This window comes from Variovorax sp. YR266 (genome assembly GCF_900107295.1).
GTDB lineage: Bacteria > Pseudomonadota > Gammaproteobacteria > Burkholderiales > Burkholderiaceae_C > Variovorax.
The window spans coordinates 33,706-55,185 of record NZ_FNPM01000006.1 but is presented as its reverse complement, the minus strand read 5'-3'; the positions used below and the strand labels follow the sequence as shown (position 1 = coordinate 55,185).

General features: G+C 67.3%; 22 protein-coding genes. 18 read left to right on the top strand and 4 right to left on the bottom strand.

All coding sequences use genetic code 11. The features are described from left to right. Positions 1–46: 46 nt before the first annotated feature. Genes BLW48_RS16895 through BLW48_RS16885 form a run of 3 tightly spaced genes read left to right on the top strand, consistent with a single transcriptional unit; the run spans position 47 to position 2,073 of the window. Positions 47–733, top strand: a complete 687-nt coding sequence (locus BLW48_RS16895; protein WP_093176481.1) for a Vgb family protein — start codon at positions 47–49, stop codon at positions 731–733. A 1-nt stretch (position 734) separates the two neighbouring features. Further along, on the top strand, positions 735–1,502 hold the full coding sequence (locus tag BLW48_RS16890) for a DUF899 domain-containing protein (RefSeq protein ID WP_093176479.1): 768 nt from the start codon (positions 735–737) through the stop codon (positions 1,500–1,502). A gap of 13 nt (positions 1,503–1,515) precedes the next feature. Continuing rightward, positions 1,516–2,073 (top strand): hypothetical protein, encoded by a 558-nt coding sequence (locus tag BLW48_RS16885; protein WP_093176477.1) that lies wholly within the window; start codon positions 1,516–1,518, stop codon positions 2,071–2,073. Positions 2,074–2,094: 21 nt separating this feature from the next. On the opposite strand, the gene BLW48_RS16880 is transcribed toward BLW48_RS16885, so the two are convergent. Then, complete coding sequence (locus BLW48_RS16880) at positions 2,095–3,384, bottom strand: LysR family transcriptional regulator (protein WP_093176475.1); 1,290 nt, start codon at positions 3,382–3,384, stop codon at positions 2,095–2,097. A gap of 170 nt (positions 3,385–3,554) precedes the next feature. Between BLW48_RS16880 and BLW48_RS16875 the strand changes: the two genes are divergently transcribed. From BLW48_RS16875 to BLW48_RS16840, 8 genes are read left to right on the top strand one after another with little or no spacing between them, the layout of a single operon-like run. Further along, positions 3,555–4,583: an amidohydrolase family protein gene (locus BLW48_RS16875; RefSeq protein ID WP_093176474.1), complete on the top strand. Its 1,029-nt coding sequence runs from the start codon at positions 3,555–3,557 to the stop codon at positions 4,581–4,583. A 2-nt stretch (positions 4,584–4,585) separates the two neighbouring features. Further along, the gene (gene ligK, locus BLW48_RS16870) at positions 4,586–5,287 is read left to right on the top strand and encodes a 4-carboxy-4-hydroxy-2-oxoadipate aldolase/oxaloacetate decarboxylase (RefSeq protein ID WP_177142347.1); all 702 of its coding nucleotides are present in this window, start codon (positions 4,586–4,588) and stop codon (positions 5,285–5,287) included. A 15-nt stretch (positions 5,288–5,302) separates the two neighbouring features. Continuing rightward, positions 5,303–6,589, top strand: a complete 1,287-nt coding sequence (locus tag BLW48_RS16865; RefSeq protein WP_093176472.1) for a gallate dioxygenase — start codon at positions 5,303–5,305, stop codon at positions 6,587–6,589. A gap of 36 nt (positions 6,590–6,625) precedes the next feature. Next, positions 6,626–7,606, top strand: a complete 981-nt coding sequence (locus BLW48_RS16860) for a Bug family tripartite tricarboxylate transporter substrate binding protein (RefSeq protein ID WP_093176471.1) — start codon at positions 6,626–6,628, stop codon at positions 7,604–7,606. Between the two features lie 5 nt (positions 7,607–7,611). After that, the gene (locus BLW48_RS16855) at positions 7,612–8,613 is read left to right on the top strand and encodes a Bug family tripartite tricarboxylate transporter substrate binding protein (RefSeq protein WP_093176817.1); all 1,002 of its coding nucleotides are present in this window, start codon (positions 7,612–7,614) and stop codon (positions 8,611–8,613) included. Between the two features lie 23 nt (positions 8,614–8,636). Continuing rightward, positions 8,637–9,476 carry a metal-dependent hydrolase gene (locus BLW48_RS16850; protein WP_093176469.1) on the top strand — a complete coding sequence of 280 codons (840 nt, stop codon included), beginning with the start codon at positions 8,637–8,639 and terminating at the stop codon, positions 9,474–9,476. A 17-nt stretch (positions 9,477–9,493) separates the two neighbouring features. After that, positions 9,494–10,384, top strand: a complete 891-nt coding sequence (locus BLW48_RS16845) for an NAD(P)-dependent oxidoreductase (RefSeq protein WP_093176468.1) — start codon at positions 9,494–9,496, stop codon at positions 10,382–10,384. A gap of 2 nt (positions 10,385–10,386) precedes the next feature. Beyond that, positions 10,387–11,076 carry a substrate-binding domain-containing protein gene (locus BLW48_RS16840; RefSeq protein WP_371127555.1) on the top strand — a complete coding sequence of 230 codons (690 nt, stop codon included), beginning with the start codon at positions 10,387–10,389 and terminating at the stop codon, positions 11,074–11,076. On the opposite strand, the gene BLW48_RS16835 is transcribed toward BLW48_RS16840, so the two are convergent. Then, positions 11,073–11,978, bottom strand: coding sequence for a LysR family transcriptional regulator (locus BLW48_RS16835; protein WP_093176467.1), 906 nt, complete (start codon positions 11,976–11,978; stop codon positions 11,073–11,075). The genes BLW48_RS16840 and BLW48_RS16835 overlap by 4 nt on opposite strands. 75 nt (positions 11,979–12,053) lie before the next feature. Between BLW48_RS16835 and BLW48_RS16830 the strand changes: the two genes are divergently transcribed. The 6 genes from BLW48_RS16830 to BLW48_RS16805 all read left to right on the top strand — a co-directional run bounded on the left by BLW48_RS16830 (position 12,054) and on the right by BLW48_RS16805 (position 17,776). Continuing rightward, entirely contained in the window at positions 12,054–12,926 is an 873-nt protein-coding gene (locus BLW48_RS16830) for an HpcH/HpaI aldolase/citrate lyase family protein (protein ID WP_093176465.1), read from the top strand. 60 nt (positions 12,927–12,986) lie between these two features. Beyond that, positions 12,987–13,967 (top strand): tripartite tricarboxylate transporter substrate binding protein, encoded by a 981-nt coding sequence (locus tag BLW48_RS16825; protein WP_093176464.1) that lies wholly within the window; start codon positions 12,987–12,989, stop codon positions 13,965–13,967. A 14-nt stretch (positions 13,968–13,981) separates the two neighbouring features. Further along, on the top strand, positions 13,982–15,175 hold the full coding sequence (locus BLW48_RS16820; RefSeq protein WP_093176462.1) for a CoA transferase: 1,194 nt from the start codon (positions 13,982–13,984) through the stop codon (positions 15,173–15,175). A gap of 3 nt (positions 15,176–15,178) precedes the next feature. After that, complete coding sequence (locus BLW48_RS16815) at positions 15,179–16,054, top strand: amidohydrolase family protein (RefSeq protein WP_177142345.1); 876 nt, start codon at positions 15,179–15,181, stop codon at positions 16,052–16,054. A gap of 27 nt (positions 16,055–16,081) precedes the next feature. Beyond that, positions 16,082–17,053 (top strand): tripartite tricarboxylate transporter substrate binding protein, encoded by a 972-nt coding sequence (locus BLW48_RS16810; RefSeq protein ID WP_093176461.1) that lies wholly within the window; start codon positions 16,082–16,084, stop codon positions 17,051–17,053. A 153-nt stretch (positions 17,054–17,206) separates the two neighbouring features. Beyond that, entirely contained in the window at positions 17,207–17,776 is a 570-nt protein-coding gene (locus BLW48_RS16805; RefSeq protein WP_093081647.1) for a thioredoxin family protein, read from the top strand. Positions 17,777–17,989: 213 nt separating this feature from the next. Here the strand turns inward: BLW48_RS16805 and BLW48_RS16800 are convergent, their stop codons facing one another. Beyond that, a complete protein-coding gene (locus BLW48_RS16800) occupies positions 17,990–18,733 on the bottom strand; it encodes a response regulator (protein ID WP_093052769.1) in 744 nt (247 codons plus the stop codon). Between the two features lie 98 nt (positions 18,734–18,831). Next, positions 18,832–19,863, bottom strand: coding sequence for an alpha/beta fold hydrolase (locus tag BLW48_RS16795; protein WP_093176459.1), 1,032 nt, complete (start codon positions 19,861–19,863; stop codon positions 18,832–18,834). A gap of 248 nt (positions 19,864–20,111) precedes the next feature. Here BLW48_RS16795 and BLW48_RS16790 point away from each other — a divergent pair, with 248 nt between their 5' ends. Continuing rightward, the gene (locus BLW48_RS16790; protein ID WP_093176457.1) at positions 20,112–21,479 is read left to right on the top strand and encodes an ATP-binding protein; all 1,368 of its coding nucleotides are present in this window, start codon (positions 20,112–20,114) and stop codon (positions 21,477–21,479) included. Position 21,480 lies beyond the last annotated feature (1 nt).

The following is a 21,480-nucleotide window of genomic DNA, read 5'->3' as shown; positions in this document are numbered from 1 at the left end:
AGTTGTCTCCAGGCGCCAATCCGAGGCGTTTCACAAGGAGCCAACGATGAGCAGCAACAACAAGACGAGCAAGAGCAGACCCCAGCCCACCGTGCGGCCGGCCGAGATCGTGCGCGAGTACGGCCCCTTTGCCGACGCCACCCAGGTGGCCGGCGTGACCTACGACGGCCAGCGCGTCTGGGCCGCCACCGGCGCCAGGCTGGTGGCCTTCGACCCCGCCAGCGGCGAGACCACGCGCACGCTGAACACCGCCTGCGATGCCGGCACAGCCTTCGACGGCAAATACCTCTACCAGATCGCCGAGTCGCGCATCGACAAGATCGACCCGGCCACGGGCAAGGTGCTGGCGTCGATCCCCTCGCCCGGCCATGGCAACGACTCGGGCCTCACCTGGGCCGAAGGCAGCCTGTGGGTGGGACAGCACCGCGACCGCAAGATCCACCAGATCAACCCCGAGACCGGCGCCGTCGTGCGCACCATCGAGTCGAACCGCTTCGTCACCGGCGTGACCTGGGTCGACGGCGAACTGTGGCACGGCACCTGGGAGGCTGAAGAAAGCGACATCCGCCGCATCGACCCGCAAAGCGGCGCTGTGCTCGAGCGGCTCGAAATGCCGCATGGCATCGGCGTCAGCGGGCTCGAGTCCGACGGGGCCGATCTTTTCTATGCCGGCGGCGGCAAGAGCGGCAAGGTCCGCGCCGTGCGCCGTCCCCGCAACTCAACGGAGCATTGACATGACCGAAATCAATCACGCAGCAAACCACCCCGTCGTGTCCAGCGACCAATGGCTCGCCGAGCGCAAGGCACTGCTGGCGCGCGAGAAGGAGCTGATGCACCTGCACGACCAGATTGCCCGCGAGCGCCGTGCGCTGCCATGGGAACGTGTCGAGAAGAACTACGTCTTCGACACGCCCGAGGGCAAGCGCACGCTCGCCGAGCTGTTCGAGGGACGCCGCCAGCTGATGGTGCAGCACTTCATGCTCGGCCCGGGGTGGGAACAAGGCTGCCAGAGCTGCTCTTTCATGGCCGACCACACCGACGGCATGAACGTGCATCTGGCGCCTCGAGACATCACGATGGTGGCCGTCTCGCGCGCACCGCTGGCCGAGATCGCGCGCTTTCGCGAGCGCATGGGCTGGCAGTTCAGGTGGGTGTCGGCGAACGGCAGCGACTTCAACCACGACTTCCACGTCAGCTTCACGCCCGAGGAGCAGGCCACCGGCAAGGTCTACTACAACTACGCCGTACAGCCCTTTCCCCAGGAAGAGGCGCCCGGCGTCAGCGTGTTCTACAAGGACGACGCAGGCGAGGTGTTCCACACCTACTCGACCTTCGGTCGCGGCGTGGAAGTGATGATGGGCGCCTACTACATGATGGACCTCACGCCCAAGGGCCGCGACGAGCGCGAGGTGCCCTACAAGATGGAGTGGGTGCGCCACCACGACCGCTACGAGCCGCAGGCAAAGACGGCGGGCGATTCGTGCTGCTCGGCACACGGCTGAAGCGCGAAACATCATGGCAAGCCTCTGGCCCTGGCTGGCGGTTGCGGGGATCGGCGCCCTTCACGGGCTGAACCCCGCCACCGGCTGGGCCTTCGCAGCCGCCTGGGGCGTGCGCTCACGCGACCGGTCGCAGGCGCTGCGGGCCCTGGTGCCGATCGCGGTCGGGCACGCCGCATCGGTCGCACTGGTTGCCGCTGCTGTAGCGCTGGGCCTGTCGATGGATCGGATGGCGCTGCAGGCGCTGGCGGGTGGGTTGCTTGTCGCGGTCGTGGCGTACCACGTGTGGGGCCGCAGCTCGGGCAAGACGGCCGGGCATGCCGGGCTGGCGCTCTGGTCTTTCATGATGTCCACCGCGCACGGCGCCGGACTGATGCTGGTGCCGGCGCTGATTCCGCTGTGCATGGGCGACGCTCCGGCAGCTCGCGAGATCACCGCATCGGGCTCGCTGATGCTGGCGCTCGCGGCCGTCGGCGTTCACACAGCGGCGATGCTCGGCGTTACCGGCGTGATCGCTACCGGCGTGTGCCGCGGCTTCGACTTCAGGCGGAAGTCGCCCGCAACGCCACATTGAAGGCGATGCCCGGCCGCACCACTACCGCCCTTTCGGCACGTGGAAATCCGGCGACCCGGCCACCACCTTGCGGATCTCGTCCATCAAGGCCCGCGCGCCCGGTGAAGGAAACGCGCCCAGTCGCTGCGTCAGGCCGATCTCGCGCCGTGTTTCCTCGAGCGGAAAGTCCAGCACCACCAGGCTGCCGTCGCGAATCTCGTAGCGCAGCTGGTGCGCCGAGATCGCGGTCAGCATGTCGCTTTCCAGCAGCAGGCCGCGCAGCACGGCAAGGTCGCCTGTCTCGACCGCAGGCAGCGGCGGCGCCTGCCGCGCATCAGAGAAGAAGCGCTCCAGCAGCTCGCGCGATGGCGAGCCATGCCGAGAGAGCGTCCAGCTCGCCTCGCGCAGCATCCTGAAGTCGATGCGCTTCGCGCGTGCGAGCGGATGGCCGGCACGGGCGATCACCGAGATGCGGTCTTCGAACAGCGGCTCCTGCTGCAGGTCTTTCGCTTCACCTGCACTGCGCAGCGCGCCGAGGATGAAGTCGATGTCGCCGCTGCGCAGCGACGCGGCCAACGCGTCGTACGGGCTCTCGACCGTGGTGACGTGCAGGCCCGGATGCCGCGCGAGCAATGAGGCAATCGCCAGCGGCAGGATCTGCGTGCGCCCGAGCGGCAGCGCACCGACGTTCACGCTGCCCTGCAAGGTGCCTTCGCTGGCCGCGATGTCTGGCCCGATGTGCCGCAGCTCCGACAGCACGCGCTTGAAGTAGAAGGCCACGATCTCGCCCGCCGGCGTCGCGGTGAGCCCGCGCGCATTCCGATTGAAGAGCGTGACGCCGAGCCCGCTTTCCAAGTCTTTCAATGCGCTGCTGATGGCCGGCTGCGTGATGCCGAACTCGCGCGCGACGGCGGGCATGTTGCGCTTCTCGGCAAGGCTCGCTATCACGGCGAGGCGTCGGCCGTTCAGGATCGAAGTGAAGAGCGAATGCACGTCGGCGGAGCTGTCGATTCCGCCGCGCGCCGCCAGCTGCGTTCGCGCCTCCTCGAACTCGCGCTCGATGCGCAGGGCACGCGCCAGCACCAGTTCTCCGTATGCGTTGAGCGCCACGCCGCGCGAGCGCCGGTCGAACAGCGGCCTGCCGATCGCGGCCTCCAGATCGAGGATCGAACGCGTCACCGCCGACGCCACGCGGAACAGCGCCTCGGCAGCCGCGGCAATGCTCCCGGCAGACGCCACGGCCGAGAACGCGCGCAGGTGGCGCAGGTTGATGCCGAGCGCCACGCTGTCGGCGTGCGCAATAACTTTGTGATGCTCGTTTTTTTTGTTCACGGGTGGAGGCGTCGCTCTCGATCATGCATTTTCATGCTTAAGGGTAAACCCTTTATCGATAAAAAAGAATGATGGCAGCGCAACGCTAACTCACCCCACGCAAAGCAACCGCCGCGCAGACTTCTCTTCATGCTTGAAGCACCCCCTGCACACCTTCCGGAGCGTTGCGAATGATCATCGACTGTCACGGCCACTACACGACCGCGCCCAAAGCCCTCGAGGCGTGGCGCAACCGGCAGATCGCCGGCATCAAGGACCCGTCGGCCAGGCCCAAAGTCTCGGAGCTGAAGATCAGCGACGACGAACTGCGCGAGTCCATCGAGGGCAACCAGCTGCGGCTGATGAAGGAGCGCGGCAGCGACCTGACCATCTTCAGCCCGCGCGCGAGCTTCATGGCGCATCACATCGGCGACTTCGAGGTGTCGTCCACCTGGGCCGCCATCTGCAACGAGCTTTGCCATCGCGTGAGCCAGCTCTTTCCCGATCACTTCATCGGCGCGGCCATGCTGCCGCAGTCGCCGGGCGTCGATCCGGCCAGCTGCATTCCCGAGCTGGAACGCTGCGTGAACGAATACGGCTTCGTGGGCGTCAACCTCAACCCCGATCCATCGGGCGGCCACTGGACCAGCCCGCCGCTGTCCGACCGGCACTGGTACCCGCTCTACGAAAAGATGGTGGAGCTGGACATTCCCGCGATGGTGCACGTGAGCACGAGCTGCAACGCCTGCTTCCACACCACGGGCGCGCACTACCTGAACGCCGACACCACGGCCTTCATGCAGTGCCTCACCTCGGACCTGTTCAGCGACTTTCCGACGCTGCGCTTCGTCATTCCGCACGGCGGCGGCGCGGTGCCCTACCACTGGGGGCGTTTTCGCGGCCTGGCGCAGGAGATGAAGAAGCCGCTGCTCAAAGACCACCTGCTGAGCAACATCTTCTTCGACACCTGCGTGTACCACCAGCCCGGCATCGACCTGCTCACGCGCGTGATCCCGGTCGACAACGTGCTCTTCGCCAGCGAAATGATCGGCGCGGTGCGCGGCATCGACCCCGAGACCGGCTTCTTCTACGACGACACGCGCCGCTACATCGACGCCACGCCGATGCTCGACGACAAGGCGCGCCATCAGATCTACGAAGGCAACGCGCGCCGCGTGTACCCGCGGCTGGACCGCGCACTCAAGCAAAAAGGACTTTGAACATGTCGACCACTCCCCTCCTCCAGGAACTCGGCGTCGTGCACCGAAACGTGGTGCGCGCCGATGCGGCCGCCGTCGAGAAGCTGTCGCGCTTCGGCGTATCCACGGTGCACGAAGCACTCGGCCGCCTGGGCCTGATGGCGCCGCGCATCCGCCCCATCCATCCTGAAGCGCGCATTTGCGGCACCGCCATCACGGTGCTGCTGCAGCCCGGCGACAACTGGATGCTGCACGTCGCGGCCGAGCAGATACAGCCCGGCGACGTGGTCGTGGCCGCCTGCACCGCCGACAGCACCGACGGCTTCTTCGGCGACCTGCTCGCAACCTCGTTCAAGGCGCGCGGCTGCAAGGGCCTGGTGATCGACGGCGGCGTGCGCGACGTGCGCGACCTCATCGCCATGGACTTTCCCGTGTTCAGCCGTGCCATCCATTCGAAGGGAACGATCAAGTCCACGCTGGGTTCGGTCAACGTGCCGGTGGTGTGCGCCGGCGCGCTGGTGCAGCCGGGTGACGTGGTGGTGGCCGACGTTGACGGCGTGGTCGTTGTGCCGGCGCAGCTGGCCGCACGCGTAGCCGATGCCGCCGAGGCCCGCGAAGCCAACGAGGCCGGCAAGCGCGCGCGCTTCGCGGCCGGCGAGCTGGGGCTGGACATGTACGCCATGCGCGAGCCGCTTGCCAAGGCCGGCCTGCGCTACATCGACTGAGCAAGGGACCGCACTGTGGCTCGCATCATCGGCGCCGTCGCCTGCTCGCACACGCCCACCATCGGCTTCGCCTTCGACAAGAACAAGCAGCAGGACCCGGTCTGGGCGCCCATCTTCGAGGCCTTCGCGCCGGTGCAGCAGTGGCTGGCTGAGAAGAAGCCCGACGTGCTCTTCTTCATCTACAACGACCACGTCAGCTCGTTCTTCTTCGACCACTACTCGGCGTTCTCCCTGGGCGTGGGCGAGCGGCACGAAGTGGCCGACGAAGGCGGCGGCGCGCGCGACCTGCCGGCCCTGGCGGGCCATCCGGCACTGGCGCGGCACATCGGCCGCTCGCTGGTGGCCGACGAGTTCGACATGTCCTTCTTCCAGGACCGGGCGCTGGACCACGGCGTGTTCTCGCCGATGTCGCTGTTGTGCCCGCATGAGCCCGCATGGCCGATACCGGTGGTGCCGCTTCAGGTTGGTGTGCTGCAGTCGCCGGTGCCGTCGGCACGGCGCTGCTACAAGCTCGGCCAGGCGCTGCGGCGCGCGATCGAGAGCTATCCGGACGACATCAAGGTGGCAATCGTTGCCACCGGCGGGCTCTCGCACCAGGTGCATGGCGAGCGCGCGGGCTTCAACAACACCGCCTGGGACGCCCAGTTTCTCGACCTGATCGAGAACGACCCGGTGCGGCTCACCGAGATGACGCAGGCCGAACTGGCAACGCTCGGCGGCATGGAAGGCGCCGAAGTCATCATGTGGCTGGTGATGCGCGGCGCCCTGTCGTCCAACGTGCGCAAGACGCACCAGAGCTACTACCTGCCCTCGATGACGGGCATTGCCACCGCCATCTACGAGAACCTGGCGAGCCCGCCCGTCGCCGGTGAAGTCGAGCGGCATCTCCGCCACATCGACAAGGAACTGGCGGGCGTGGAAGCGCTGCAGGGCACCTATCCGTTCACGCTCGAGACCAGCGTGCGCGCCCACCGCCTCAACAAGTTCCTGCACGGCATGACGCGCCCGGCGCACCGCGCGGCCTTTCTTGCCGACGAAGAGGCCGCGTTCGACGCTGCCGCGCTGACGGGCAAGGAGCGCGACATGGTGCGCGGCCGCGACTGGCGCGGCCTGATCCAGTACGGCGTGATCTTCTTCATGCTGGAGAAGCTGGGTGCGGTGGTGGGCGTGTCGAACCTGCACATCTATGCCGCGATGCGCGGCCAATCGCTGGAAGAGTTCCAGCAGACCCGCAATGCGCCCGGCGCCCTGTATTCGGTGGCCGGCAAGGACGCCGCGCCGCAGGCATGGGACCGCCGCTGAGCCGCACCTGATTTTTTGATTCTGGAGACAACACAAATGAAGCCCCTTTCCCGACGCCTCGCCCTCGGCGTTGCCGCACTGGCCGCATTCGGCCAGCTCGGCATTGCCAGCGCGGCCGACGCCTTTCCGTCGAAGCCCGTGAAGATCCTCGTGGGCTACAGCGCCGGCGGCGCGGTCGATGCCATTGCGCGCTCGGTCGGCCTGCGGATGTCGGCCATCCTGGGCCAGCCGGTCATCGTCGAGAACAAGCCCGGCGCGGGCACCAACATCGCGGTGAAGTCCGTCATCACGAGCGCGCCCGACGGCTACACCCTGCTGCTGGCCGCCAACGCGCTGGCCGTGAATCCTTCGCTGTTCCAGCCCACGCCCTACGACCTGGAGCGCGAGCTGACGCCGGTGGCCTCGGTCGGCCGGGTGCCCGTGGTGTTCACGGTGCGCGAAGAATCGGCCATCAAGACGCTGCCCCAACTGGTCGCTGCGGCCAAGGCCAAGCCGGGCAGCGTGACCGTCGCCACGCCAGGCAACGGATCGACACCGCACCTGGCCATGGAACTGTTCCAGCACACCGCCGGGCTGCAACTGCGGCATGTGCCGTACAAGGGCGGCGCGCAGGCGCTCACCGACGTGCTCGGTGGCCATGTGGACGTGGTTGCGGTCAATGCGCTCGAAGCACTGCCGCTGGCCAAGTCCGGCAAGCTGCGCGTGCTGGCGGTGATGAGCGCCGAACGCTCCGCCGTGCTGCCGGGCGTGCCGACCGTTGCAGAGTCAGGCTACCCGGGGTTCGAGGCCAGCGTGTGGTACGGCTTCGTGGGGCCAGCCGGGCTGCCGAAGCCCATCGTCGACAAGCTGCACGACGCCGTGCAGAAGGCCATCGACTCGCCCGAGGTGCGCTCACAGCTCGCCGCGGCCGGCGGCGTTCCGCTGCCGGGGCCGACCGAGCAGTTCGACAAGCTGCTCAAGGCCGACGTGGCGCGCTACGGCAAGCTGATCCGCGAAGCCAACATCAAGCCCGATTGATCGCCATGACCACGACAGGCATCACCCGTCGCCACGCCTGCCTCGCGGCAGCAGCTGCTGCCCTGCTGCCGGCAAGCCGCGCCGCCATGGCGCAGCAGGCCTATCCGTCCAAGCCGATCCGCATGATCATTCCCTTCCCGCCCGGCGGCTCCACCGACGTGCTCGGGCGGGCCATCGGCATCGAGCTGGGCCGCGCGTGGCACCAGCCCGTGGTGGTCGACAACCTCCCCGGCGCCGGTGGTTCCATCGGTGCCGACAAGGTCGCCAAGTCGCCTGCCGACGGCTACACGCTGCTGATGGGGCACATCGGCACGCTGGCCATCAACCCATCGCTGTACCCCAAGCTCGACTACGACCCCGTGCGCAGCTTTGCGCCCGTGGCCTGGGTGGCGCGCGTGCCGAACGTGCTCGTGGTGCATTCCTCCGTTCCGGCGCGCACGCTGGCCGAACTGGTCGCGCTGGCCAAGGCACGGCCGGGCCAGCTGGCCTTTGGCTCCGGCGGCAACGGCAGCGCGGCGCACATCGCTACCGAATATCTGAAGCTGCAGACGGGCGCCTCTTTGCTGCACGTGCCTTACAGGGGCACGGCCCCGGCCGTGACCGATCTGCTCGCGGGCCAGCTGCAGCTGCTCTTCACCGGCGCGCCCGCTTTGCTGCCGCACATCAAGTCCGGCAAGCTGCGTGCGCTGGCGGTGTCGAGCCCGAAGCGCATCGCGCTGCTGCCCGAGGTGCCGACGGTGGCGGAAAGCGGCGTGCCAGGCACCAAGGACTTCGAGGCCGACCAGTGGTACGGCGTGGTTGCCCCGGCCGGGACTCCCGCGGACATCGTCGCCATGCTCAACCGGCAGATCAACCAGTCGCTCAACACGGCGGACGTTCACGCGCGGCTGGCAGCCGAGGGCGCCGAGCCCACGCCCACGACGCCGCAGGCCTTCGGCCAGCTGATCGCGAGCGAAATGAAACGATGGGACCGCGTGATCAAGAGCGCCCACATCACCGTCGACTGAAGTTGGACAGGAACACACCGGCCATGAAATCGCTCGCCCGTCTGCTGCTCGCCCTTGTCGTCGCGGCACTGCTCGCCGCCTGCGCGCAATCGCCCCAATCGCCGCCCTCCACGAGTGGTGGCAAGACCGAAGTGCTCTGGCTCGGCCAGTCGGCATTCCGCATCACCACGCCGGGCGGCAAGGTGATCGTGACCGACCCGTGGCTCAAGCTGAATCCGCTGACGCCCGCGGCATACAAGAACCTCGAAGCCCTCGGCAAGGTCGACGTGCTGCTGGTCACGCATGGTCACTTCGACCACTTCGCGGATGCGCCTGCGCTGGCGCTGCTCAACCAGGTGCCGATGTACGCGCCCGGCGACATGAACCAGACGGTGGGCGTGCTCGGCATCCTGCCGCCCAACCTGGTGCCGCGCTTCAACAAGAGCGGCACGATCAACCCGGTGCCGGGCATCAAGGTGACTGCCGTGCACGCTGAGCACTCCTCGGTCATCGTGTGGAAGAACCCGGCCACCGGCAAGGACGAAGTGCACCCCGGCGGCGAGCCCGTGGGCTACATCATCGAGCTGGAGAACGGATTCCGCATCTACCACATGGGTGACACGGGCCTGTTCGCCGACATGAAGTTCATCGCCGACTACTACAAGCCCGACCTCGTGCTGATGCCGATCGGCGGCCACTTCACGATGGACCCGGTGGACGCCGCCTACGCCACGCGCGAATGGCTCAAGCCGCGCGCGGTGATTCCGATGCACTATGGCGCCAACCCGCTCGGCAAGGGCACGCCCGACGAATACATCCGCGCGCTAGGCAGCACAAGCACGCGCGTGCTGGCTTTGAAGCCCGGCGAGAAGGCCATCTTCTGACAAGGACACACACGATCATGGGAACGACACTGGGCCTCATCGGCTACGGCGAAGTGGGCGGCATCTTCGGACGCGGGTTGCGCGGGCAAGGCGGCGTGGATGCCGTCTGGGTCTGGGACAAGCGCTTCGCCGATCCCGCGACGGGCGCGGCAGCGCGTACTGCGGCAGAAAGCGACGGGATGCACGTGGCGAGCGGCATGCAGGAGCTTTGCAGCCACGCCGACCTGCTCATATCCGCCGTCACCGCCTCCAACACGCTGGCGGTAGCCGAAGAGGCCGCTCGCCACGCGCGCACCGGCAGCCGTTTTCTCGACCTCAATTCGGCATCGCCCGGCACCAAGCAGCGCGCCGCGGCGGCGCTGGAGCCCGTGGGCGTCGCCTACGTCGAGGCCGGCGTCATGACCTCGGTGCCGCCCTACGGCATCCGCGTGCCGATGCTGCTGGGCGGCGCGCAGGCCGCAGCGCTTGCCGAAATGCTGAGCGGCTGGGGCATGGACGTTCGCGTGGTGAGCGACCAGCTCGGCGTGGCCTCGGCGATCAAGATGAGCCGCAGCATCATGATCAAGGGGCTGGAGGCGCTGGTCATCGAGAGCTACACCACCGCCAGGCGCTATGGCGTCGAAGCGCATGTGCTGCCGACGCTGAAGGAAACCTTTCCGCAGATCGACTGGGACAAGCAAGGCGCCTACTTCTTCAGCCGCGTCGTGCAGCACGGCAAGCGCCGCGCGGAAGAAATGCGCGAAGCGGCGCAGACCGTGCGCGAGGCCGGCTTCGAGCCCCTGATGACGGCCGCCATCGCGGCCAAGCAGGATTGGGTTGCGGCGCAGGCACGCGATGGTCTGTTCGAAGGGCTGGATGCCGCAAGCGACTGGCAGGCCTACGCGGATCGCCTCATCGGCCGCGCATGACCATGTCGAATTCGATACGGGGCATCTGCTCCATGGCCACGAAGGGCCTGCTGCTGGAGCTGGCCGCGGCGTACACGCGTGCGAGCGGCGTGGCGGTTTCGTTCGAGGCAGTGGGCGGTGTGGATGCCGCACGGCGCGTCTCGGCAGGAGAGCCATTCGACGTGGTGGTTCTCGCCTCGGATGCCATCGACAAGCTGGCGGCTGCCGGCAAGGTGGACGCATCGCGCAAGACCGACGTGGTGCGCTCCGGCGTTGCCGTGGCCGTTGCCGCGAACGCCGCGCGAGTCGATATCTCCACGGAAGAAGCGGTGCGGCGCGCCGTGCTGGATGCGGCCAGCGTCGCGTATTCGACCGGGCCCAGTGGCGTTGCCCTGGCCGCGCTGTTCGAGCGCTGGGGCATCGCCGACACCATCAAGGGCCGATTGGTACAGGCGCCACCCGGCGTGCCGGTGGGCTCGTTGATCGCACGCGGAGAAGCTGCGCTGGGCTTTCAGCAACTGAGCGAGCTGATCGGCGTCGAAGGCATCGCGCTACTGGGGCCGTTGCCGCCGGCGATCCAGATCACCACGGTGTTCAGCGCAGCGCCGGGCTCTTGCGCTTCGCAGCCGGATGCCGCAAGCGGGCTGCTCGCGTACCTGGCCTCCGGCGACAGCGCAGAAGCCAAGCGCCGGCACGGCATGGAGCCTGCCTAACGGGTCACAGACTTGCGAGAGCCGTTTCCCTTCCCGGCAATGACAAGCCCCGCACTCTCGACAAAGCCGTGAATCAACCTCAGCCGTGGCGACGCCCGCAGCCACAGCACGCCGAAGCGCCGCGTCTCCGAAGGCAGCGGCAGCGGGATCTTGGCGATGCGCTGCCCGTCGAGCAGCGGCGAAGCGATGTCGGGCACGACCGACACGCCAAGGCCTCGATCGACCATCATCGCGATTGCCAGCAATGAACTGAGTTCGAAGCGCTCCTGCGGCACGATGCCCGCCGAACGCAGGTAGCGGTCGGCCTGCTTGCCGCCACCGAGGTTGCGGTCGTAGCGGATGAGCGGAGAGGTCCGCAGCAGCTCGTGGGGATCGCGCCGCGCGAGGCGGCTCGGCGCGAGCAGCACCAGGGGTTCTTCGCGCAGCAGGGCCCAGTCGAAGGTCTTCGCAAGCGCGAACGGTGGATACAGGCACACGGCAGCATCGAGCTCGCCCTGCTGCATCGCCTTGTAGAGCGTGGCAGTGTTGCCCGACTGCAGGTACACCTTGACGCCCGGATGCGTCTTCACGAAGCGCGCGAGGATGTCCGGCAGCAGGCTGTGGATGGCCGTGTTGATGGTGCCGATGACCAGCTCGCCGCCGGCCGCCTCGCTGCCCACCAGCGCCTTGATGTCGCTCACCTCGCGCAGCAGCGTGCGGGCGCGCTGCACCAGCCGGTGCCCCGCCTCGGTCGGCTGCACCGTGCGGCCGGCGCGCGCGAGCAGCGGTGCGTTGAGCTCCCGCTCCAGCGCGCGGATCTGCTGCGCCACCGCGCCGGGCGTCAGGTCGAGCCGGCGCGCGGCCTCCGACATCGAGCCCGACTCCACCACCAGAAGAAAGCTTTGCAGGTAGGCCGTTTCCATGAAGATAGATTTTCTGCGATCTGATCGCAGGGAGCAGCTGTTTTTCTCTTCTCATGAACTGCGGACACTGCATGCATGAGAAGCAAACTCTTCGTTCCCGGCACCCGTCCTGAACTGTTCGCCAAGGCACTGGCCAGTGCGGCGGATGCCATCTGCCTCGACCTGGAAGACGCGGTGTCCGAGCCGCGCAAGGACGAGGCGCGCGAGACCGTGCGCCAGCTGCTGCTTGCCAGCGGCGATGCGGCCTCCTCGCAAAAGACACTGATCGTTCGCGTCAACGCCATGGACACGCCGCACTTCGAGCGCGACGTGGCGGCGGTGGCGCAGGCCGGCGTGCATCTGATCAACCTGCCGAAGCCGCAAAGCCCGGCGCACGTACGCACGGCGGTAGAAGTCATCGAGCGCGCCGAACGCGCCAACGGCGTGCAGGCGCCCATTGGCCTGCTGCTGAACATCGAGACACCCACTGCATTGCGTACGGCAGCGGAACTCGCACTGGCGCATCCGCGCGTGTCGGGGCTGCAGCTGGGGTTGGGCGACCTGTTCGAGCCGCTGGGCATCGCCCGGCGCGAACCTTCCGCCATCCGCCAGGCGATGTTCGCGGTGCGCATCGCAGCCGGCGAAGCGGGCGTGTATGCCTACGACGGCGCGTTCGCGAACATCCGCGATGCCGAGGGCTATCGCGCCGAAGCCATGCTGGCGCGCGACCTCGGGTTTCTGGGCAAGACCTGCATCCACCCGAGCCAGATCGCCATCGCCAACGAGGTGTTTCGCCCCACCGACGAAGAGATCGCGCACGCCTGCAAGGTGGTCGAGGCGGCCCGCGAGGCCGATGCCAACGGCGTCGGTGCCTACGTGGTGGACGGAAAAATGATCGACATCCCTTTCGTGATTCGCGCGCGCGCCATCGTCGAGAGTGCACGCAGCCTTGGGCTGCTTCCCAATTGAGCCTTGGGCTGCTGCCTGGATGAGCCGAGCTTCCTATTAATAAAAACCGGAGACAAGAAAATGCAATTCCCTTCCATCCTTCGCCCTCGCGTGCTCGCTGTTGTTGCAGCGGCAGCGCTCGCCGGCGCGGCATTCGCCCAGGGCGCCTATCCCGGCAAGGCCATCACGATCGTCGTGCCCTACCCGGCCGGCGGCTCCAACGACACCTTCGCGCGCCAAGTGGCCAAGGAATTGGGCGACCAACTCAGGCAACCGGTGATCATCGACAACCGCCCCGGCGCGAGCGGCAACACCGGCACGGCGCAGGTGGCGCGCGCCGCGCCCGACGGCTACACGCTGGTGGCGGTGTCGTCCAGCATGACGACCAACGCAGCCGTGCAATCGAAGATGCCCTTCGATCCGGTGAAAGGCCTCGCACCTGTGGCAATGTTCGCCAAGGGTCCGTTCATCGTCGCGGTCAACAACGAATTTCCCGCGAAGACGCCGGCCGAGCTGATCGCCGCCATCAAGGCCAAGCCGGGCCAGTACAACTACGCCTCGTCGGGCTCGGGCAGCGTGAACCAGTTCGGCACCGAGCTGCTCAAGGCCAAGGTGGGCGACCTGCAGATCGCGCACATTCCCTACAAGGGCATGGGCCCGGCCGTGACCGACCTGATCGGCAACCAGACGCAACTGCTGATTTCAAGCGGCCCGTCGCTGCTGCCGATGGTGCGTGCCGGCAAGCTGCGCGCCGTGGGCATCACGAGCCTGAAGACAAGCCCCATCGCCCCCGATCTCACGCCAATGGCCACTGCGGTGCCCGGCTACGAATTCGAACTCTGGTGGGGCCTGCTGGCACCGGCGGGCACGCCGCCCGACGTGGTCGCAAAGCTCAACGGCGCCGTCAACCAGATCCTGGCCAGGCCCGAGATCACGGCCAACTTCCTGCGCGAAGGCGCCATCGCCACGCCGCTGACGCCTGCGCAGTTCGGCACCGTCATCGCCGACGACGTGGAGCGCTGGAAGAAGCTGGCCAAGCAACAGAACATCACAGCCGACTGAGGAAAGAAGAACCCATGAGCACTACCGCCCCCGACAACGCTGGCGACGACAAGCACCTGCCCGCGCGCCAGGGCCCCGTCGGGCCGTTGAGCGGCCTTCGTGTGCTCGACCTGAGCGCCTACATCGCGGGCCCCTACGGTTGCTCGCTGCTGGCCGACCAGGGCGCGGAAGTCATCAAGATCGAGCCGCCCACGGGCGACAACCTGCGCAAGTACCCATCGACGCTGGAAGCCGAAAGCCGTGCGTTCATCGGCGTCAACCGCAGCAAGCTGGGCGTGGTGCTCGACCTCAAGAGCCCGCAGGACCTCGCCGCGCTGATGGCGCTGGTGCGCACGGCCGACGTGCTGGTGCACAACTTCCGCCCCAGCGTGCCGCCGCGGCTGGGCATTGCGTACGACCAGCTGAAGACGGTGAACCCGCGCCTGATCTACTGCGCCGTCACCGGCTATGGCGAGACCGGGCCGCTGCGCGAGAAGGCGGGCTACGACCAGGTGCTGCAGACCATGACCGGCATGTGCGCGCTGCAGGGCAAGCGCGGCGAGCCGCCCGAGATCATCTACGGCTCGGTGGTCGACTACTACGCGGCCGCGCTGGTGGCTGCCGGCGTGGCCTCTGCGCTGTACGAGCGGGAGAAAAGCGGCGAAGGCCAGTTCGTCGGCGTTTCGCTGCTGCGCTCCGCGCTCACGATGCAGTCGGCGCGCATGGTGTGGGCCGAGGGCGAGCCGAAAGACGTGGGGCGCGACATGCGCTCGGGCGGCATCACCGGCCTCCACCCCACGCGCGAGGGGCACATCTACATCTCGGCCAACACGCCGCACTTCTGGCAGGCGCTGTGCGCCAAGGTCGACCTGCCGGAACTGGCGACCGACGAGCGCTACGACTCGGTGCGCAAGCGCGCCCAGCACGCCGCCGAGATCGTTCCGAAGCTGCGCGCCGCGCTGGCCGCGCGCACCGCACTCGAATGGGAAGAACTGTTCGGCGAGGAAGTGCCCTGCGCGGCAGCACGCACCGTGGAAGACATGTTCGACAACGAACAGGTGCTGGCCGAGGACATGGTGGCGAACTTCGCGCACCCCACGCTCGGCTCGTACCGCGGCTTCACCCGGCCGGTGCGATTCGGCCGTACGCCTGGGCCTGAGCCCTTTGCCGCGCCGACGCTGGGGCAACACACAGCAGGCGTGCTGGCCGCGCAGCGCTTGGACGAATAGGACATGCCCACCGATATCGTGGTGCCCCACAGCAGCGGCACGAACAAGCCCACCAGCACAGCGCCTGAGGGTGCATGCGACGCGCACATGCATGTGTACGACCGACGCTTCGCGCTGCACGGGCCGCCCGATGCCATGCTCGACCACGCCACGGCCGCCGACTACCGCCTGCTGCAGCAACGCATCGGCACACAGCGCACGGTGGTCGTTCAGCCGCGCGCCCACGGCACGGACAACAGCGTGACGCTGGCCGCCATTCAAGCGCTTGGCGCCGAGCACACGCGCGGCGTGGCGGTGGTACGGCCCGAGGTGAGCGATGCCGAACTCGAACGCCTGCACGCGGGCGGCATCCGCGGCATCCGGTTCACGCTGTACACACCGGCGAATGCGGCGACGGACTTCGCCATGGTCGAGCCGCTGGCGCAGCGCGTGCATGCGTTCGGCTGGCATGTGCAATTGCACTGGAACGCCGACCAGATCGTCGAGCATGCGGCGCTGCTCGCGCGCCTACCCTGCACGATCGTCTTCGATCACCTTGCCCGCCTGCCACTGCCCGATGCGCTGGCGCACCCCGCATACGACGTCGTGCGCCGGCTGCTCGACAACGGCCGCACCTGGATCAAGCTGTCAGGCGCCTACCTCGATTCGCAGGTGGGCGCGGCAGGCGGCTACGCCGACACGACCGGCATCGCACAAGCCTGGGCGCAGCAGGCACCCGACCGCGTGGTGTGGGGCAGCGACTGGCCCCACCCGACCGAGCGCACCGCCAAGCCTGACGACGCACAGCTGTTCGACCTGCTGGGCCAGTGGGTTCCCGACGAGGCCGCGCGCCGCCGCGTGCTGGTCGACAACCCGGCGCGGCTCTACGACTTTTCCTGAACTACAAGCAAACTCCGAGACATTGGCATGAAGCAACCACAGAAGCGCCTTCTGAAATCCGTCGTAGCGCTGGCCGCCTGCGCCGCTCCCCTGCTGGGCTGGGCCGCCTGGCCCGACAAGCCGATCCGCATGGTGGTGCCGTACGCCGCGGGCGGCGGCGCCGACAACACCGCGCGAATCGTCGCGCAGCAGATGAGCGCTGCGCTGGGCCAGCAGATCGTCATCGACAACAAGCCGGGCGCGGGTGGCGTGATTGGCGCCGACAACGTGGCCAAGGCGGCCGGCGACGGCTACACCGTGCTCTACGACGCATCGGCGTTCTCGGTGAATCCGTCGCTGCGCAAGCTGCCCTTCGACGCGGCGAAAGACTTCATTCCCGTGTCGCTGGTCGCCACCGCGCCGCAGATCCTCGTCGTGCCGACGAGCGCACCGTACAAGACCGTCGCGGAGTTCATCGACTTCGCGCGCAAGAACCCGGGCAAGCTGAGCTTTGCGTCGGCGGGCGGCGGCACCGGCTCGCACTTGGCGGGCGAGGCGCTGAACGAGCAGGCGAAGATCAACCTGATGCACGTGCCCTACAAGGGCGGCGCGCCCGCACTTACTGACGTGATGGGCGAGCAGGTGTCGGCCTATTTCGGCAACGTGGCGTCGACGCTGGGCTACGTCAAGGGCGGCAAGCTGCGCGCGCTGGGCGTGAGCTCCATCAAGCGCGTGCCGGGGCTGCCCGACACGCCGACGCTCGCGGAGTCGGGCCTGCCGGGCTACAACGTGGTCGAGTGGAACGGCGTGTTCCTGCCCAAGGGAACGCCGGCCGACATCGTGCAGAAACTCGGCAAGGCGGTGCAGGCTGCGGTCAACGACCCGACGGTGCGCCAGAAGCTGCTGCAGCTCGGCCTGGAGCCGGCCGGCACCACGCCCGAGGCCTTCGCGAAGTTCGTGCAGGACGAGACGGGAAGAGTGAGCGCGCTGGTGAAGGCACGCAACATCAGGGTCGATTGATCCTGCACTCGACTGGGTGTGCGTGAAACGTAGTGTGTGGGTTTCCCCCCGCGGATACAGAGGCATACGCGTTTCGCGCCACGGCAGAGCGGCCCAACGAAGAATCGGCTCCGTTCACAGACGAACGCCCGTCACTCTTCCGAAGGAACCACCATGCGCTTTCGCTCTTCCACCCTCTTCTTCGCCGTCGCCATCGCGGCCTCGGCGGCGGCCCTCACGCTGACCTTTGCCGCACCATCGCCGCTCGGCGGCGACGTTCCGGCCGCCGAGGCGGTGCCAGCGCCTGAATTCCAGAACATCGACACCTGGCTCAACTCGCAGCCGCTGAAGCTCAGTGAGCTGCGCGGCAAGGTCGTGCTGGTCGACTTCTGGACCTACACCTGCATCAACTGCCTCAACCACCTGCCTTACGTGAAGGACTGGAACGAGAAGTACAAGGACAAAGGCCTGATCGTCGTCGGCGTGCACACGCCGGAGTTCGCGTACGAGAAATCGACGAAGAACGTGAAGGACGCGATCCAGCGGCTGCAGATCAGGCACGCGGTGGCGCAAGACAACAGCTACGGCACCTGGAAGGCCTTCAGGAACCAATATTGGCCTGCGGTGTACCTGATCGACAAGCAGGGAAAGATCGTCTATTCGCACTTTGGCGAAGGCAGCTATGGCACTACGGAAAAGAAGATCCAGGCGCTGCTGGCTGAGCCTGCGCCGGTGGGATCTTGAGAACTTTGTTCAGGGCGCGATCACGCCGACGGGGGACATTCGCGGAGGGGAGCACCCGGTGTCATTCGCACTCACCCCGAACACGAACACACAAACACAACAAACGCTGGAACAACAGAATGAAGAAGCTCTGGTTCGCCCTCCTCTTCTTGGCAGGCGGCATCACGCACGAGATACGCAACCCGGTGAGCTGCCAGTGCATCACAGCACGATTCAGTCCAACGCCTCGACAGTCGAAGAAAAAACGTAGCCCTCACTGCGCACCGTCTTGATGAAGCGCGGCTCGCGCGCATCGTCTCGTAGACGCTGACGCAGCCGGCTCACGAGCAGGTCGATCGAGCGCTCGAAAAGCTCGGCCTCGCGCCCCTGCGTGAGACTCAGCAGTTGGTCGCGGCTCAGCACCTTCTGCGGGTGGTCGAGAAATACGCGCAGCAGCCGGTACTCCGCACCGCTGAGAGCCACCATCACCCCGCTGTCGTCGATCAGGTGGCGCGCAGTGGTGTCTACCTGCCACTCGCCGAACCCCAGCTTCGAAGCCGACTCGGTCGAGCGCATGTTCGGCGGCAGCATGCGCGTGCGGCGCAGCACCGAGCGCATGCGCGCCAGCAGTTCGCGGGCGGAAAACGGCTTGGCCAGATAGTCGTCGGCGCCCATCTCCAGACCGAGGATGCGGTCTGCCTCCTCGCTGCGCGCAGTGAGCATGAGGATCGGCGTGGCCTTGTACTTGCCCGTGCGAAGGTCACGGCACAGCGTGAGCCCGTCTTCGCCCGGCAGCATCAGGTCGAGGATGATGAGATCGAACGGCCCCGACTCCTCCAGCGCCGCGCGCATGTGCCGCCCCGTGGGCACCGCGACCACGCGCAGGCCGTTCTTGACCAGGTACGTGGTGAGCAGTTCGCGGATTTCCCGGTCGTCGTCGACGATGAGGATGTGGTCGGAGGTCTTCGAGGTCGTCATGCGGGTGGCCGGTACGTCGGAAGCCGCAATGTAGCCCGGCTGCGGGCCGGGACAAGCGGGTTTGTATTCCTGTGTATCCGGCGCCCCGGACGGCCACACTACGTTGCCGACGCAAGCTTCCACACCGCATCGGCAAACACCTGCGGCGTCTCCTGCGGCACGTTGTGGCCCGCGTTCACGACCAGGTGCGTGCGCGGCCCGGTGAACTTGGCAGCGTAGGCCTTGCCGTCAGTGGCCGGCACGACACCGTCGGAGTCGCCGTCCATCGTGATCGCCGGCACCTTGATCGTCGGAAACGCGGCCAGGCGCTTCTCGTATTCCTCGTACTGCGCGAAGCCGTCCGCAAGACCGAGGCGCCAGCGGTAGTTGTGGATGACGATCTGCACATAGTCAGGGTTGTCGAACGACGCGGCGGTGCGCTCGAAGGTGGCGTCGTCGTATGCCCACTTCGGCGAATTCGTGGTCCACAGGATGCGCGCGATGTCGCGCCGGTTCGCTTCCAGCCCGAGGCGGCCGCGCTCGGTGGCGAAGTAGTACTGGTACCACCAGCCCAGCTCGACCTTCGCAGGCAGCGGCAGCTTGTTGCCGGGGCGGTTGGTCATGATGTAGCCGTTGACCGAGAGCAGCCCGATGCAGCGCTCGGGCCAGAGCGCCGCGATGATGCAGCCGGTACGCGCGCCCCAGTCGTAGCCGACGATGACGGCGCGGTCGATCTTCAGGGCGTCGAGCAGCGCGATCTGGTCGAGCGCCACCGCCGCCTGCTGCGCGGAGCGGGGGTTGGCGCTGTCGAGAAAGCGCGTGGTGCCGTGGCCGCGCAGGTGCGGCACGATGACTCGGCAGCCACGGGCCGCGAGCAGCGGCGCGACTTCGGCATAGCTGTGGATGTCGTAGGGGTAGCCGTGCATCAGCAGCACCGGAATACCGTCGGCAGGGCCGGCCTCGTAGTAGCCGACATCGAGCTCACCGGCCTTGATCTGGCGGATGGGCTCCAGCTTGCGCGGCTTGGCAGCGGGCACGGCATCGGCCGCGTGGACGGTGCTGCTCATGAATGCCAGCTCGACGGCGGCGAGGCTGGCGGCGGCGCCTCCCAGCAGGAAACGGCGTTGACGGTTGACGGGTTCTTCGGACATGGGGTGTTCCTTCGTTTGTGTTGGCGACGGAACGATTGAATGCGCGGGATGTATGCGGCATGTGTCATGCCAGGGGTGTTCTTGTATGGCCGTGTGTACGGGCTGCGCCGGATACACGGCCATACAAAGCCGAAGCTGCGACGGCATCTGAGCCCCGGCAGGTAATGTTGTATGTCCCGTTTGCCGCCCAACACACTGCAATACAAAGAAGTGATCTGCGGCGCGAGCCCGGGTCTATAAACCAGCCCATGCCTACATCCGCAAGCCTCCCCGCACCCCTCGCCCCGGTCAACCCCGCAGGCCTGCGCCGGCTGCTGCCCCGCTCGCTGTTCTCGCGCGTGACGCTGATCATCGTCATCGGGCTGGCCATTGCACAGCTGCTGACCTTCACGGCGATCCGCTACGAACGCGGCATCGCGATGCGAGAGCTGATGATGATCGGCATCGAGCGCGACATCGCGAGCTCGGTCGCCATCCTCGACCGGCTGCCGGCCGCCGAGCGCGAAAGCTGGCTCGCGCGGCTGGAGCGGCGCAACTACCGCTTCGTGCTGGGCGGCAGCGCACAGGGCACGCCGCCCGACACGCCGATGTCGCAACAGTTCGCCGCCGCCATCGTCGATGCGATGCGCCCATTCGAGATCGTCAAGGTCGGCCAGGTGGGCAGCCCACCGCAAAGCTTGCAGATCCAGGTGCGGCTGTCGGACGGGTCTTCCGTGGTTGTGCATGCGCGGCGCGTGGACATGCCGGTGTCGAGTTGGGTGATGTGGCTGTTGTGGATACAGCTGCTGGTGCTGGCCGTGTGCGCCTGGTATGCGGTGAGGCTGGTCACGCGACCGCTGGCGCAGCTGGCCGACGCAGCCGACGAACTGGGGCCAGACCTGAAGGGACAGCAGTTGCCCGAAGAAGGCCCGACCGAGGTGAAGCACGCGGCGCGCGCATTCAATGCAATGCAGAAGCGCATTGCGGGCTACATGGCCGAGCGCGTGGAAATCCTCGCGGCCATCTCGCACGACCTGCAGACGCCCATCACCCGCATGCGACTGCGCACCGACCTGATGGACAGCGACCAGGACCGCGACAAGTTCCGCCAGGACCTCGATGCGATGCACGCCCTGGTGCGCGAAGGCGTGACCTACGCGCGCACGCTGCACGGCGCCACCGAGCCGCCTTGCCGCATCGACGCCGACGCGCTGTTCGAGAGCATGGTGGCCGACTACGAGGACTCGGGCGAACAGGTGCTGCTCGAAGGCCGCACGGGCAAGCCCATCGTGACTCGGCCGAATGCGCTGCGGCGGATCTTGACGAACCTGATCGACAACGCGCTGAAGTTCGGCACTGACGTGCGCCTGCAGGTGCATGCCGAGGCCGACCGGCTGGTGCTGGCCGTGGTCGACAACGGACCGGGTATTCCTCCCGACCAGCTGGAGAACGTGCTCAAGCCCTTCTACCGCGTGGAAGGCTCGCGCAATCGCAATACCGGCGGCACCGGGCTGGGCTTGGCCATCGCTCACCAACTGGCGATGGCGATGGGCGCGGAGCTGGTGCTGCGCAACCGCCCCGAAGGCGGGCTCGAAGCCCGGCTGACCATGAGCACGCGCGCCACGCCGCCGAACTGAG